Genomic DNA, 13,961 nt, shown 5'->3' on the forward strand with positions numbered 1-13,961 from the left:
ACGGGCTCCCTGCCGAAACGAGGCGAAAATGCCAAAAAATCAGAATTCTATATCTGCAGCCCGGCAAACACTAATTGAATGCCGTTCTGTCTGGAAACTCTACGGTGAAAAGGCGAAGAAGGTCGCCGGTAAGCATGGCCAGGACTTAACATCAGATATTCTAAAGGAAGAAGGGGTTATTTCTGCTGCTCGAAACGTGAGTTTCGATGTGAACAAGGGCGAAATCTTTGTGATAATGGGCCTTTCAGGTTCGGGAAAGTCGACGATGCTTCGCTGCATGACCGGGTTAGCCGAACCAACGCTAGGCTCCCTTAAGGTCAAGGGAACGGATCTTGCGACCGCTTCGCGCGATGAACTGACTACGATACGCCGGCACACAATGGGCATGGTATTCCAGGATTTTGCCTTGCTGCCGCATCTGAGTGTGCTGGACAATATTGCCTTTCCGCTTCGGGTACAGGGCGCGCGCAAGAACGAACGTCTCGCCAGGGCGCGCGAGATGATGGAACTGGTCGGGCTGTCCGGTCGCGAAAACTACTGGCCGCATGAATTGTCCGGTGGCCAGCAGCAGCGGGTTGGCATTGCCAGAAGCCTTACCACAGAACCTGATATCTGGTTCCTGGATGAGCCGTTTTCAGCGCTTGACCCTCTGATCCGGATGGAAATGCAGAACGAGTTCCTGCGCCTGCAGAACCTGCTGCACAAGTCCATCGTCTTCGTAACGCATGATTTTGACGAGGCGGTTCGATTGGCTGACCGGATCGCGATTATGGAGGGAGGCCGCGTAGTGCAGATAGGCACTCCCGAGGAGCTGATCATGCAGCCCGCCAATGAATACGTCGCCGAATTCACAGAAAAAATCCCGCGGAGCAAGGTGGTTCGGGTGCGCACCATTATGGGGAAGGTCCAAGCAGGGCTGGCTGGTGCCCCAGTAAACGCAGATGCTCTTGTCGGCGATGTCGCAGGCAAAGTGCTGGATAGCGGTGACCCGCTGCCTGTAGCCGATGAGACTGGACAGATCATCGGTGCTATTGAAGCACGGCAGGTTGCGGCTGTGCTGATGAACCTGGGGATAGCGGCATGAGTGGGATAAGTGATATTTCTCCTAAAGCGAGCGGCAGGATTGCCTACCCGGGTTGGAAAGCATTGGTTCTGCCAAGCACACTTCTCTTCACCCTGTTGGTTTGGATGACGGTGGAAGAAGGAAGCTGGCTGCACGATTATCCCGAGAGCCGGGTCTGGGAAATTGCGACCTCAGTCACCGTGGCAGTGAAATACCTAGTCAACGAATTCTCTATTGGCGGTGTCAACTTGGCTGAAGTCACGCGCGACATCGCTGATGTCATTGCTATCCCGATGCGGGGGCTACAGGGTTTGCTAGCGGAAGGCTTCACTGTCTACCACGATGACGGCAGCATGACCGTCATCCCCTCGCTTCCCTGGCCGGCGGTAGTTCTGGCGATGACACTTTTCGCTTGGTGGGCTGCCGGTTCGGGCGTGGCGTTTCTTACGTTCTCTTCGCTGATGTATTTTCTGCTCTTCGGGCTGTGGCTGCCGGCAATGTTGACATTGTCCTCAGTACTAGTCGCAGTCTTGGTCAGTTTCGCGCTAGGTCTTATGCTGGGCGTCTGGGGGTATCGCAGTCCTCGTGCCAATGCTGTGCTAATGCCGATCTACGATGTGATGCAAACCATCCCTACGTTTTCCTACTTGGTGCCGGTGCTATTGCTTTTTGGGTTCAACCCAGTGGCGGCGATGATTGCAACAGTGATCTACGCGATGCCACCTATGGCACGAGTAACTACACTGGCGCTTCAGAGGGTTCCGTCCAATATTAATGATTTTGGGTCCATGAGTGGTTGCACCCGGGGTCAAAAGATGTGGCTGGTGATGGTCCCAGCAGCTCGGCAGAATCTGCTGATCGGGCTCAACCAAGTCATCATGCTAACTTTCGCAATGGTGATCATCGCCTCTGTCATCGGCGCGGGCGGCTTGGGCGGCAAGGTCTATCAAGGGCTCAAAGCGTTGAAGATTGGCAATGCGGTCGAGGCCGGAATTGCCATAACCCTTATGGCCATCGCATTGGACCGGATTTCCAGAGCTATTGCTCTGCGGCGACCGAACCATACCGAGCCAGCGCCGGCTTTTTTCTGGCAACAACACAAACTGACCACGATAATGGTTCTGTTCACACCAGCCGCATACTTCTCAGGGTATTTTTTTCCCGCTTTGCAAACCTACCCTGAGATACTGACCGTTTCGACAGGTAGCTTCTGGAACGATGCCATACTCTGGGTAAGCGACAGTTTTTACACTCAGATCAAGGCGGTGCGGGAAGGTGTGATTGGCTATGCAATGCGCCCGATAAAAAACTTCCTTCTTGATGTTCCCTGGAGTGGTTTCATAGCAATTGTCACTGGGCTTGCTTATTGGGCTGGCGGACGGCGACTGGCACTGGTCAGCCTTGGTCTTTTGGGTTTCATTGCCATCACAGGCTACTGGGACGCAGCAATGATATCGCTCTACCTAGTCGCGCTTTCGGTGGTCGTCACGCTGGTTTTGGCATTGCCGATTGGCATCTGGGCTGGGTTGAACGAAAGCGCCGACAGGATCGTCACGCCAATTATCGACACCCTTCAGACACTGCCGAGCTTTGTTTACCTCATACCGGTAGTAATGCTGGTCGGAGTAGGTGAATTCGCCGGCCTCATCGCCATAGTAGCCTATTCCCTGCCCCCCGGAGTGCGATATGCAAAACAGGGCATCCGAAATATCAGCCGCTCTAACATCGAAGTGGCAGATATGTCCGGATGCACAGCCAAGCAGAAGCTGTGGCATGTGCAGCTCCCGCTTGCACTGCCAGATATCATGCTGGGGATCAATCAGACAGTCATGTTCGCCTTCGGGATGCTGGTGATCACTGCGCTGGTAGGCACACGCGGACTAGAACACGACACGCTGGTGGCAATCGCCAAGGTGCAACCCGGAGAGGGCATCGTCGCTGGGCTGGGCATCGCATTCCTATCAATAATCACTGACAGACTGATCGGCCAGGCAAGCCGCAAGCTGCAACAACGCACAAAGCAGAAAAACGATGCAATTAGCTAACCAGATGATAGCGCCGGATACAGCCTTATGCAGGCTGAGCGCGCTAGAAGCACTCGCATTGTTCCGATCGGGGGAGCTGTCACCTGTTGAACTGCTGCAAGCACAAATAAATCGAGCGGCAGAGGTAGAGCCGGTTATCAACGCCTTCACTGAAACCTTCTTTGACACCGCGATGCAGCAGGCGCGGCAGGCCGAACGGCGCTATCTTGATCGCACAGGGGATTTGCGCCCGCTGGAAGGGCTAACTGTCACTGTCAAAGACGTTATTGATCAGAAAGGTGCCCGGACTACCTACGGGAGTCTTGTTTACCGAGACAATCTGGCACACCGCGACCATCCCGTTGTTGCCAGGATCCGGCAAGCCGGAGGTATAATCCATGCACGCACAACAACGTCGGAACTGGCGTTCGGCTGGATTACTGCAACACGGCTTTGGGGTGTGACACGAAACCCCTGGAACCCGGCGCTATCACCAGGAGGCTCCTCTGGCGGCGCTGCTGCCAGTCTTGCTGCAGGGACTAGTACACTGGCAATTGGTTCGGACAGCGCAGGGTCAATCCGGGTGCCAGCCTCGCTTTGCGGGGTCGTAGGCTACAAACCGCCTGCCGGTCGTGTGCCCGACCCGGCAGAGGGGCATGACCCCTACAATGCGATTGGACCATTGGCGCGCAGTGTAGGAGACTGCGCGTTGCTGCTAAACGTGATCAGCGGTGGACATCCCTCCGACATCGGCTCACTGCGTGAGCGTTTAGAGCTGCCGCTCACCAATTTGGGCGAAGAACCACTCCGTGTCGCGCTTTCGCTTGATCTTGGCAAGTCATCTCCTGCCAGAAACATCGTAAGTGTCATCCGCGACTTTGCCACACGAATGCAGCAGGCGGGTATTTCCGTTGAGGAACCTAGTATCAGTTGGCCAGGTACCGTGATTGATGACGCAAAGGACTACGCTGTTAGTCTGATCGCAGAAAGCTTGAGCGGAATGCTTCAGCAACATGGCGCAGATGTATGTGACTATATCACAAGTGTCGGAGCTGCCGCGCGCAACTGCCCATGCACAGCGATCCCTCGTGCGTTTGAGACCAAGAAGCGACTCTATGCCGAGCTTTCTGCTATTCTCCACTCGGCTGACGCGCTTATTTGCCCAGTGGTCCTGACCAACTGCGTTGGTGCTGAGCAGCGCCCTTGGGAACGAATGATTGTGAACGGGGCCGAACTTGACAGTGACTATGACTGGGTGACAACACCCCATTTCAATATGTTAGGGCAACTACCTGCTCTGGCGGTTCCAATCGGCTGCGATGGGGGCGGGCTTCCGGTCGGTATTCAGATTGTCACCCGGCCGTATGATGATCAGCGCGCTTTCCGTGTTGCGGCGGCAGTGGAGCGAATAGTCCGGACGGCAACTAGAGGCTTCTAACATCTTCAAATCGAAATCGCCCACTGGGACTCTGATTAGAGCAAACACTCCAGCCACGCGGCTTTTCTTTCTCATCTCCTGCAAACAGTATGAATGCGTTGCACGATCACCCTCGAGTTAAGGCAAGGTATTGAGCTCATTGGCACCAGCCAAACTAATGACCAGTGACCTCAACGGTACTGCTCCAAATGTTTGCCGAACCTTTACGCCCGTATTCTCATTGAAGGTATACTCAAATCAAGCCCTCGATGATAGCAATGTCTGCAACGCAAGCACCTGCGCGTTCGGCTCTTGCCGTGCGGTAAGCCGGGGAGTTGTAGCAGGCGCGGGCTTGCTCCAGACTATCGAATTCGATGATCACTCTTCGCTGCCAGTCGCGGCCTTCAAGAGTTTCCGCTTCACCCCTTGCTAGAAATCGTGCCCCAAAATCCGCGAATGCCGCCGGGGCAGCGGCTTGGTATCCGCTGTAACGGTCGGGGTCCGTGATTGTTACGTTGGCGATCCAATAGGCTTTAGGCATTGCGAGTTTTGGCCTCTTCCTGGTTGAGCGTCCGCTTGGCAACAGCGGCCGCTTCCGTCAGGTGGCTCTGGACTGCGGCTCTGGCGGCCTCGGCGTTGCCTGACGTGATAGCCTTGCAGATATCCTGCATATGGGCGGGGCCGGGTTTTCGCCGCTCTGCGGTCGAGAGCGTCACCGCCCGCAGCCGGCTGATGCGGCCGTTCAGACGCTGGACGATTTCCCAGGCTACGTTGTGGCCGGCGCCTTCGAAGATGATCCGGTAGAACTCGGTCGTGGCGTTCAGCATCGGACCGGGAACACCTGCCGCAACGGCCTCTTGCAGCCTGCGCAGCGCGGAGTTCAGCATTTCCGCCAGCTGCGGCGTGATGTTGCGGGCGCATTCGGTGGCGGCGGCGGTCTCCAGCATCTGGCGGATGTCGTAGATCTGCCGTGCGTCTTCCCACCCCAGTTGCGCCACGATCGGCCCTTTGCCGGGCAGGATTTCCACCAACCCCTCCGCCTCCAGGTAGCGGATGGTTTCGCGCACGACGGTGCGGCTGACGCCGAGCTGCTCGCACAGAGGGCGCTCCACCAGCCGTTCACCTGGGGCAAACTTTCCGGAGACAATAGCCTCGCGCATCCGTTCCTGCACGATATCGCGCAGGGTCTGCGGGTGGTGGTCTATTTTGCTCATGATGGGGTTGGTCATATTGCATCCAATAGCAACAGGGACAGGGTGGAACAAGTGTGCATTGACATACTGTATGATGGTATACCATATTACGCAGAATGGAATCAAACAGGAAAGATCTGCCCATGCCCGCCGAAATCCGAAAGACGCTACTGCATGTCGAAGAGACCCTGATTGAGGGCGGCAAGGCAGCGGAAACCCCGTTCAAGATGATTGCTGCGGTGGCGGTGATCAAAAATCCCTGGGCAGGGCAGGGCTTTGTCGAGGATCTGCGTCCGGCAATCCATGACTGCGCGCCGGGGCTGGGCGAGAAGTTGACCGCGATGATCCTGGAGGCTGCAGGCGGCGGCGACAAGGTCGAGGGCTACGGGAAATCCGCCATCGTCGGGGTCAGTGGCGAGGTAGAGCATGCCTCTGCTCTCATCCACACCCTGCGGTTTGGCAACCACTTCCGCGAGGCGGTGGGGGCGAAGTCTTATCTGGCATTCACCAACACCCGCGGGCCGGCCAATGCGCCCCTGCAAATTCCGCTGATGGACAAGAACGACGGCGGGCGGCGCAGCCATTACCTGACCATCCAGTTGTCCGTCGCGGACGCGCCGGCGCCGGACGAGATTGTGATCGCGTTGGGAGCCTCCATCGGCGGTCGGCCGCATCACCGCATCGGGGACCGCTACCAGGATTTGAAGGAGCTGGGCCATGACGCTGACAACCCTGCAGCTGTCTAAGCCTTTCGGGGCTGTCACCTGCCAGCGGTCAGGGCAGGGTGCGCCTGTTGTGCTGCTCCATGGAGTGGGGATGCAATCGGCGGCCTGGGCGCCGCAGATCACTGCGCTTTCTGGAACCCATGAGGTGATCGCACTGGATTTGCCCGGTCATGGTGGCAGTGACCTGTTGCCCGAAGCGGCAGAACTGCCGGATTACGTGGCCTGGTTGCACGCGGTGATCCAAGCGCTGGACCTTGGCCCAGTGTATCTCGCGGGTCACTCCATGGGGGCGCTGATTGCCGGTGGTTATGCCGCCAGCCATCCTGAGAACGTGGCCCGGGTGGCGTTGTTGAATGGGGTGTTCCGGCGATCGGCGGAGGCCAGGGCCGCGGTTGAAGCGCGCGCTGCCGAAATCCGCGCTGGCAGCTTTGATCTGGAAACACCGCTGGCGCGATGGTTCGGGGAGAGTGAGGCTGACCAGGCGGCACGGGCGCAGGTGGCCGAATGGCTGTCGGGCGTGGACCTGGCGGGTTACGCCGCCGCCTATACCGCCTTTGCCCGCGGCGACAGCACCTATGCCGATGGGTTCGGCGGTATCCGTTGCCCGCTGCTGGCGCTGACCGGCGATGGCGATCCGAACTCGACACCCGCGATGGCGCAAGCCATGGCGGATGCCGCGCCGCAGGGCAGGGCGGTTGTCATCGAAGGCCACCGGCATATGGTCAACCTGACTGCCCCCGCAGAGGTCAACGCGGCCCTGCACGACTGGCTGAACACCGAAGGAGCAACGACATGAGCGAGATCGACCCGCGCGCCCTGCGAAACGCCTTCGGCACCTTCATGACCGGCGTCACCGTGGTGACAACGCACGATCCGGACGGAAACCCGATCGGCTTTACTGCCAACTCCTTCACCTCAGTGTCGCTGGACCCGCCTCTGGTACTGGTGTGCATCGCCAACTCCTCCAGCAACTACGCCGCGTTCGAGCAGGCCGAGGGCTTTGCCGTCAATGTGCTGGCGGAGGACCAGAAGGGCGTCTCCAACACTTTCGCCCGCCCGGTCGAGGACCGTTTTGCCGCCGTCAGCTGGCAGCAGGGGCCGCAGGGCAGCCCGGTGTTCGAGGGTGTCTCCGCCTGGTTCGACTGTTCCATGCACAACCGGGTGGAGGCGGGCGACCACCTGATCCTGATCGGCCGGGTGGAGGCGTTTGAAACCTCGCCTGCGCCGGGTCTCGGCTATGCCCGCGGCGCCTATGTGACAGCAGCGGCGGAGGCCGAGGCCCTGACCCAGGGCGCCAAGCTGATCGTCTCGGCATTGATCGAGCATGAGGGCAAGGTGCTGCTCCTGGGCAACGACCAGGGCAAGCTGACGCTGCCTGAAATCCGTGTCGGCAAGGAGGGCGCCTCTGCCGCCCTGGCCAAGCTGATTGCGGACACCGGCGTCGAGGCGGAGCCGGGGTTCATTTATTCCGTCTACGAAGACAAAGCGCGCGAACATCAGCACATCTCGTTTCTGTGCCAATCGGCCGGCGGCACACCGGCCAAGGGTGTTTTCACGGCACTGACCCAATCCACGCTGATGGACATTGCCGATGCGGCGATGTGCACCATGCTGGAGCGGTTCGCCAGTGAGGCCCGGATGGGCAATTTCGGGGTGTATTATGGCAATCAGACCACCGGGCAGGTCCGCCCCGTGGCGACAGGGAGCAAGGGCGCATGAAATTTTCCCTCTTTGCGCATATGGAGCGGATTTCCGCGGCAGACGATCAGAAGCGGCTGTATGACGAGTTCATCCAGCTGTGCAAAATTGCCGACGACGGCGGCATGCATGCGGTTTGGACCGGCGAACACCACGGGATGAACTTCACCATCTCGCCGAACCCGTTTCTGAACCTGATTGATGTGGCGCGGCACACCAAGCACGTGCGGCTGGGCACTGGCACGGTAATTGCGCCGTTCTGGCATCCGATCCGGCTGGCGGGCGAGGCGGCGATGACCGATATTATCACCGAAGGCCGCCTGGACCTGGGCATCGCCCGGGGCGCCTATTCGTTTGAATACGAGCGCATGATGCCCGGCATGGACGCCTGGGAGGCGGGCCAGCGGATGCGGGAGCTGATCCCGGCGGTGCAGGGCCTGTGGCAGGGCGACTATGCGCAGGAGGGGGAGTTTCATTCCTTCCCGAAAACCACGTCTTCCCCGAAACCGGTGCAAGAGAACGGTCCGCCGATCTGGATCGCGGCGCGCGATCCCAACAGCCACGAGTTCGCCGTGGCCAATGGCTGCAACGTGCAGGTGACGCCGCTGTGGAAGGGTGATGAGGAAATCACTGACCTGATGGGCAAGTTCAACGATGCCTGTGCCAAGCACGCCGATGTGCCGCGGCCCAAGATCATGCTGCTGCAGCACACCTATGTCGCGGACAGCGCCGAGGATGTGAAACGCGGGGCGGAGGAGCTCAACCGCTTCTTCTGCTACTTCGGGGCCTGGTTCATGAACAAGCGCGAGATCCGCCAGGGCCTGATCGACCCGCTGAGTGACGAGGAAATTGCAGCGCATCCGTTCTACTCGCCTGAGGCAATGGAGCGCGACCTGGTGATCGGGGAACCGGCGGCGGTGATTGAACGGCTGAAGAAATACGAGGCCCTGGGCTATGATGAATACTCGTTCTGGATCGACTCCAGCATGAGCTTCGAGCGCAAGAAGGCCTCGCTTGAGCGGTTCATCACCGACGTCATGCCAGCGTTTCAGTGAGGAAACCGAAAATGCAGACTTTCCAGCACTATATCGGGGGCGCCTTCGAGGAAGCGGGCGCCACCTTCGCAAGCCTTGACCCTGCCACCGGCAAACCCTGGGCGCAGATGCCTGCCGCTTCGGCGGCGGATGTAGACCGGGCGGTAAGGGCAGCAGAAGCTGCGTTTTTCTCTAGCGAATGGGCGGGTATGACCGCCACTCAGCGCGGCAAGCTGCTGATGCGGCTAGCCGATCTGGTGGCGGAAAACGCCCCGCGGCTGGCGGAGCTGGAAACCCGCGACACCGGCAAGATCATCCGCGAGACCTCGGCCCAGATCGCCTATGTGGCGGAATACTACCGCTACTATGCCGGCCTTGCCGACAAGATCGAAGGCGCGCATTTGCCGATCGACAAGCCGGACATGGAGGTCTGGCTGCGGCGCGAACCGGTGGGGGTGGTGGCCGCCATCGTGCCGTGGAATTCGCAGCTGTTCCTGTCGGCGGTGAAAATCGGCCCGGCGCTGGCGGCGGGCTGCACGGTGGTGCTGAAAGCCTCGGAGGAAGGCCCGGCACCTATGCTCGAATTCGCCCGGATCTTTGACCAGGCCGGCTTTCCACCCGGCGCTTTGAACGTGATCACCGGCGGGCCGGAGGCGGGTGCTGCGCTGACCAGCCACGCTTCGGTCGCTCATGTCGCCTTCACCGGCGGGCCGGAGACCGCCCGCCATATCGTGCGCAATTCCGCGGAAAACCTCGCCTCCACCTCGCTGGAGCTGGGCGGTAAGTCGCCCTTCATTGTGTTTGACGACGCCGATCTGGAAAGCGCGGTGAATGCGCAGGTGTCGGGCATTTTTGCTGCGACCGGGCAAAGCTGTGTCGCAGGATCGCGGCTGGTGATCCAGAAGGGCATCAAGGACGCCTTCCTTGCGCGGCTGAAAGAGAAAGCCGAAGCGGTGGTCATTGGCGCGCCGGATGACATGGCGACCGAAGTCGGGCCGCTCTGCACTCTGAAACAGCGCGACCATGCGGTGCACCTGATCGAGGCGTCGGTGAAGGCGGGGGCCAAGCTGGTCACCGGCGGCACCGTGCCGGAAGGGGAGGGCTTCTTTTTCCCGCCGACGGTTCTGGACTGCTCGGACGCGCCGGACGCCCCCTGCCTGTCGAACGAATTCTTCGGCCCTGTTTTGTCAGTGGTAGAGTTTGAGACCGAGGCCGAGGCCCTGGAGATTGCCAACACGACCGCTTTTGGCTTGGCCTCCGGCGTCTTCACCCGCGATCTCACCCGCGCGCACCGGATGATCCGCGGCATCCGCGCGGGCATCGTTTGGGTCAATACCTACCGCGCCGTGAGCCCGATTGCGCCCTTTGGCGGCCACGGCCTGTCTGGCCACGGCCGCGAGGGCGGCCTGCAGGCGGCTCTGGATTATACCAAGGTCAAGGCGGTCTGGCTGCGCACATCGGACGATCCGATCCCGGATCCCTTCGTCATGCGGTAGGGCCGGACTAACCCCATCGGAGGACATTTACACCACCGGCTGCGCTTGCGCGCGGCCGGACACACGCGGTCGTTGCCTAAGGGAGGAAACCATGGCGAGAAACGACAAACCCGGTCCCGGGGGCCTGCTGGTCGCCGGACAAGGGCCATTCAAAGGACTGCACAACGGCATGAGCATCGCCTCTAAGGCAATGATTGCTGCCTTTGTGGTGTTCACCATCCTGAACGTGGACTACGCGGGCAAGATCTTTGGCGGCATCCGCTCCTGGGTCGAAGGCGCGCTCAGCTGGTACTACATCAGCTCGGTCATCATTATTCTGTTTGCCTGCCTGTTCCTGATGTTCAGCCGCTTCGGCTCGATCCGCCTCGGGGATGATGATTCCAGGCCGGAATTTAGCCGCTTCTCCTGGTTTGCCATGCTGTTTTCGGCGTCGGTGTCGATCGGCATTATGTTCTTCGGCGTCGCGGAGCCGCTGTTCTATTTCGACACGTCAGCGGGCTGGGGCTATCCCAACAACCCGTTTGCCGATGCCTCGGGACATACCGGCATGAGCCTTGAGCGGGCCGTGGATGCGGTGCGCGTGACCAACTTCCACTGGGGGCTGCACGGTTGGGCGATCTACACGCTGACCGGTCTGGCGCTTGGCTATTTTGCCTTCCGCAAGAAGCTGCCGCTGACCTTCCGGTCGGCGCTGTACCCGGTGCTGGGCGAGCGGATTTATGGCCCGGCGGGCCATGCGGCCGATCTGCTGGCCGTGTTCGGGACCGTCTTCGGCATCGCCACCTCGATGGGGCTGGGGGTGAACCAGATGGCCCATGGCCTGAACGTTCTGTTCGGTGTCGATCCGGGCGTGGGCACCCAGGTCGTGTTGGTCATTATCATTTCTGTCGTGGCGACCTTGTCGGCGGTTTCCGGCATCGGCCGAGGCATCAAGATCTTGTCGGAGTGGAACGTCGTGCTGACCATCGCTCTGATCCTGTTCTTTGTGATCGCCGGGCCGACCCAGTGGCTGGCCGGCTTCTTTCTGAACGCGACAGGCGATTACGTGACGCAGTTCCTGTCGATGGGCTTCTGGACCGCGTCGGCACCGGGAGATGTCGCCTGGCAGGGGGGCTGGACCATTTTCTACTGGGGCTGGTGGCTGAGCTGGGCCCCCTTTGTGGGCATGTTCATTGCCCGCATTTCCAAGGGTCGCACCATCCGGGAGTTCATGTTCGGTGCCATGCTGGTGCCAACCACGATGGCATTCATCTGGATCTCGGTGTTCGGCGGCAACGCATTGTTCCTGGAGCTGAACGCCGAGGGCGGCGCGGGCACCGCGGGACTGATCGCCATGGTCAACAGCTGGAATCTAGGAGGCACCCTGTTCGGCACTATAGATCTGCTGGCAGACGGCGGCACGCTTGCCTGGGCGATCTCGGCGCTGACCACCTTTCTGCTGGCCACCTGGTTCATTACCAGCTCGGACTCCGGCACGCTGGTGGTCACGACGATCCTGTCGATGGGCAACGCGCATCCGCCGAAGATCCACCGGATCATCTGGGGCGCGGCACAGGGGCTGGTGGCGGCGGTGCTGCTGATGGCAGGTGGGCTGTCGGCGCTGCAGACCGCGGCAATTGCCGCTGCGCTGCCGATCTCGGTCCTGGTGGTGATGATGGCCTGGGGGGTGATCAAATCGCTCCTGGAAGATCCGGCTGCGGTCTCTGGTGCGGCCGAGAGCGCACCGGACGGCACCGCCATGGATGGCGACCTGCACGCCTGATCCGGCTGACGGCCAATACGATACCGGGCCGGGGGAATCCCGCACCTTTCTCAACTGAACTGGAGTACTCAGAAATGTTCTCACTCTCCCGTCCCGATCTGTTGCTGCAGGACGCCTATCTGAATGGCGAATGGCAGGGACGCAGCACCCGTTTCCCGGTGCACAATCCGTCCACCGGCGAAGTGCTGGCCGAGGTGGCCGATTGCACGGTCGAAGACGCCAGGGCGGCCATTGACGCGGCAAAGGCCGCGCAAAAGAACTGGGCGCAGTATACCGGCAAAGAACGCGCAACAGTTCTGCGCAAGTGGTTCGACTTGATGGTTGCTCATGCTGACGACCTCGCCGCGATCCTGACCGCCGAGATGGGCAAACCGCTCAACGAAGCAAAGGGCGAGATCATGTATGGCGCCAGCTTCATCGAATGGTTCGCGGAAGAGGCCAAGCGGGTTTATGGCGACACTATCCCCGGCCATCAGCGCGACAAGCGTATTATGGTGTTAAAACAGCCGGTGGGCGTGGTCGGCGCGATAACGCCCTGGAATTTTCCCAACGCCATGATCACCCGCAAGGCTGGTCCGGCGCTGGCGGCGGGTTGCGCCATGGTTGTCCGGCCTGCCAGCGAGACCCCATTGTCAGCTCTGGCAATCGCCAAGCTGGCTGAGGAAGCAGGCATTCCTGCGGGTATTTTCTCGGTGCTGCCATCGACCGACAGTAAGGGTATCGGGCTGGAATTCTGCGAAAACCCGGCGATGCGGAAAATCAGTTTTACTGGATCCACCAATGTTGGCAGCATCCTGATGCGCCAGGGCGCGGGACAGATCAAGAAGCTGTCGCTGGAACTGGGCGGAAACGCGCCTTTCATCGTGTTCGATGACGCCGATCTGGATGCTGCAGTCGAAGGCGCGCTGATCTCGAAATTCCGCAACGCCGGCCAGACATGTGTCTGCACCAACCGGATATATGTGCAGGATGCCGTCCATGATGCCTTTGTGGAGAAGCTCTCAGCGGCCGTAGCGGCTCTTCCGGTTGGCGACGGTTTTGCTGAAGGCACTGCCATTGGGCCGCTGATCAGCGAGGCTGCGGTGGAAAAAGTGGGTGAACACATCAGCGATGCCGTTTCCAAGGGTGGGCAGGTGACCGTCGGCGGCAAGCGGCATGATCTTGGGGGCACCTTTTTCCAGCCGACGGTGATTGCCGGGGTAACCCAAGAGATGGCGGTGGCACGAGAAGAGACCTTTGGCCCGTTGGCGCCTGTTTTCCGGTTTTCGGAAGTGGAGGAAGTACTGAATGCAGCCAATGACACCGAGTTTGGCCTGGCGTCGTATTTCTACAGCCGCGACTTGACCCGGATCTATCGAGTAATGGAGGAGCTTGAATACGGAATGGTAGGCGTTAACACTGGTTTGATCTCTACCGAAGTAGCACCTTTTGGCGGGGTCAAGCAGTCAGGTCTTGGCCGTGAAGGATCAAAATATGGGATCGAGGATTATATGGAGCTGAAATACTGCTGTTTGAGCGTATGAGGGAGATATACAAGTCTGCCGGCATT

12 protein-coding genes are annotated in these 13,961 nt (G+C 59.9%); 10 read left to right on the forward strand and 2 right to left on the reverse strand.

Annotated features, from left to right (window positions below):
* Positions 1 to 28 precede the first annotated feature (28 nt).
* Genes ACXAED_RS24020 through ACXAED_RS24030 form a run of 3 tightly spaced genes read left to right on the forward strand, consistent with a single transcriptional unit; the run spans position 29 to position 4,525 of the window.
* Positions 29 to 1,084 (forward strand): quaternary amine ABC transporter ATP-binding protein, encoded by a 1,056-nt coding sequence (locus tag ACXAED_RS24020; RefSeq protein ID WP_051357605.1) that lies wholly within the window; start codon positions 29 to 31, stop codon positions 1,082 to 1,084.
* On the forward strand, positions 1,081 to 3,108 hold the full coding sequence (locus ACXAED_RS24025) for an ABC transporter permease (RefSeq protein WP_027233540.1): 2,028 nt from the start codon (positions 1,081 to 1,083) through the stop codon (positions 3,106 to 3,108). Before ACXAED_RS24020 ends, ACXAED_RS24025 begins: the two co-directional genes overlap by 4 nt.
* Positions 3,095 to 4,525, forward strand: a complete 1,431-nt coding sequence (locus ACXAED_RS24030) for an amidase (protein ID WP_084299289.1) — start codon at positions 3,095 to 3,097, stop codon at positions 4,523 to 4,525. The genes ACXAED_RS24025 and ACXAED_RS24030 overlap by 14 nt, the downstream gene beginning before the upstream one ends.
* Positions 4,526 to 4,757: 232 nt before the next feature.
* On the opposite strand, the gene ACXAED_RS24035 is transcribed toward ACXAED_RS24030, so the two are convergent.
* Both ACXAED_RS24035 and ACXAED_RS24040 read right to left on the reverse strand, forming a co-directional pair.
* Positions 4,758 to 5,045 carry a DUF1330 domain-containing protein gene (locus tag ACXAED_RS24035; RefSeq protein ID WP_027233542.1) on the reverse strand — a complete coding sequence of 96 codons (288 nt, stop codon included), beginning with the start codon at positions 5,043 to 5,045 and terminating at the stop codon, positions 4,758 to 4,760.
* Entirely contained in the window at positions 5,038 to 5,733 is a 696-nt protein-coding gene (locus tag ACXAED_RS24040) for a GntR family transcriptional regulator (RefSeq protein WP_027233543.1), read from the reverse strand. The genes ACXAED_RS24035 and ACXAED_RS24040 overlap by 8 nt, the downstream gene beginning before the upstream one ends.
* Before the next feature lie 107 nt (positions 5,734 to 5,840).
* On the opposite strand from ACXAED_RS24040, the gene ACXAED_RS24045 reads away from it, so the two are divergent.
* The 7 genes from ACXAED_RS24045 (at position 5,841) to ACXAED_RS24075 (ending at position 13,935) form a co-directional block, all read left to right on the forward strand.
* A complete protein-coding gene (locus ACXAED_RS24045) occupies positions 5,841 to 6,443 on the forward strand; it encodes an amino acid synthesis family protein (protein WP_027233544.1) in 603 nt (200 codons plus the stop codon).
* On the forward strand, positions 6,415 to 7,218 hold the full coding sequence (locus tag ACXAED_RS24050) for an alpha/beta fold hydrolase (protein ID WP_027233545.1): 804 nt from the start codon (positions 6,415 to 6,417) through the stop codon (positions 7,216 to 7,218). The genes ACXAED_RS24045 and ACXAED_RS24050 overlap by 29 nt, the downstream gene beginning before the upstream one ends.
* Positions 7,215 to 8,141, forward strand: a complete 927-nt coding sequence (locus ACXAED_RS24055; RefSeq protein WP_027233546.1) for a flavin reductase — start codon at positions 7,215 to 7,217, stop codon at positions 8,139 to 8,141. The genes ACXAED_RS24050 and ACXAED_RS24055 overlap by 4 nt, the downstream gene beginning before the upstream one ends.
* Positions 8,138 to 9,175, forward strand: coding sequence for an LLM class flavin-dependent oxidoreductase (locus ACXAED_RS24060; protein ID WP_027233547.1), 1,038 nt, complete (start codon positions 8,138 to 8,140; stop codon positions 9,173 to 9,175). Before ACXAED_RS24055 ends, ACXAED_RS24060 begins: the two co-directional genes overlap by 4 nt.
* An 11-nt stretch (positions 9,176 to 9,186) precedes the next feature.
* Positions 9,187 to 10,650 (forward strand): aldehyde dehydrogenase, encoded by a 1,464-nt coding sequence (locus ACXAED_RS24065; protein WP_027233548.1) that lies wholly within the window; start codon positions 9,187 to 9,189, stop codon positions 10,648 to 10,650.
* 91 nt (positions 10,651 to 10,741) lie between these two features.
* Positions 10,742 to 12,412 carry a BCCT family transporter gene (locus tag ACXAED_RS24070; RefSeq protein ID WP_027233549.1) on the forward strand — a complete coding sequence of 557 codons (1,671 nt, stop codon included), beginning with the start codon at positions 10,742 to 10,744 and terminating at the stop codon, positions 12,410 to 12,412.
* Positions 12,413 to 12,486: 74 nt separating this feature from the next.
* A complete protein-coding gene (locus ACXAED_RS24075; RefSeq protein ID WP_051357608.1) occupies positions 12,487 to 13,935 on the forward strand; it encodes an NAD-dependent succinate-semialdehyde dehydrogenase in 1,449 nt (482 codons plus the stop codon).
* Positions 13,936 to 13,961: the final 26 nt, after the last annotated feature.

This window comes from Leisingera sp. ABM4_103, assembly GCF_056158685.1.

Coding starts and splice junctions, on each gene's coding strand:
- ACXAED_RS24020 (WP_051357605.1), top strand. CDS start 29: ATGCCAAAAAATCAGAATTCTATATCTGCAGCCCGGCAAACACTAATT.
- ACXAED_RS24025 (WP_027233540.1), top strand. CDS start 1,081: ATGAGTGGGATAAGTGATATTTCTCCTAAAGCGAGCGGCAGGATTGCC.
- ACXAED_RS24030 (WP_084299289.1), top strand. CDS start 3,095: ATGCAATTAGCTAACCAGATGATAGCGCCGGATACAGCCTTATGCAGG.
- ACXAED_RS24035 (WP_027233542.1), bottom strand. CDS start 5,045: ATGCCTAAAGCCTATTGGATCGCCAACGTAACAATCACGGACCCCGAC.
- ACXAED_RS24040 (WP_027233543.1), bottom strand. CDS start 5,733: ATGACCAACCCCATCATGAGCAAAATAGACCACCACCCGCAGACCCTG.
- ACXAED_RS24045 (WP_027233544.1), top strand. CDS start 5,841: ATGCCCGCCGAAATCCGAAAGACGCTACTGCATGTCGAAGAGACCCTG.
- ACXAED_RS24050 (WP_027233545.1), top strand. CDS start 6,415: ATGACGCTGACAACCCTGCAGCTGTCTAAGCCTTTCGGGGCTGTCACC.
- ACXAED_RS24055 (WP_027233546.1), top strand. CDS start 7,215: ATGAGCGAGATCGACCCGCGCGCCCTGCGAAACGCCTTCGGCACCTTC.
- ACXAED_RS24060 (WP_027233547.1), top strand. CDS start 8,138: ATGAAATTTTCCCTCTTTGCGCATATGGAGCGGATTTCCGCGGCAGAC.
- ACXAED_RS24065 (WP_027233548.1), top strand. CDS start 9,187: ATGCAGACTTTCCAGCACTATATCGGGGGCGCCTTCGAGGAAGCGGGC.
- ACXAED_RS24070 (WP_027233549.1), top strand. CDS start 10,742: ATGGCGAGAAACGACAAACCCGGTCCCGGGGGCCTGCTGGTCGCCGGA.
- ACXAED_RS24075 (WP_051357608.1), top strand. CDS start 12,487: ATGTTCTCACTCTCCCGTCCCGATCTGTTGCTGCAGGACGCCTATCTG.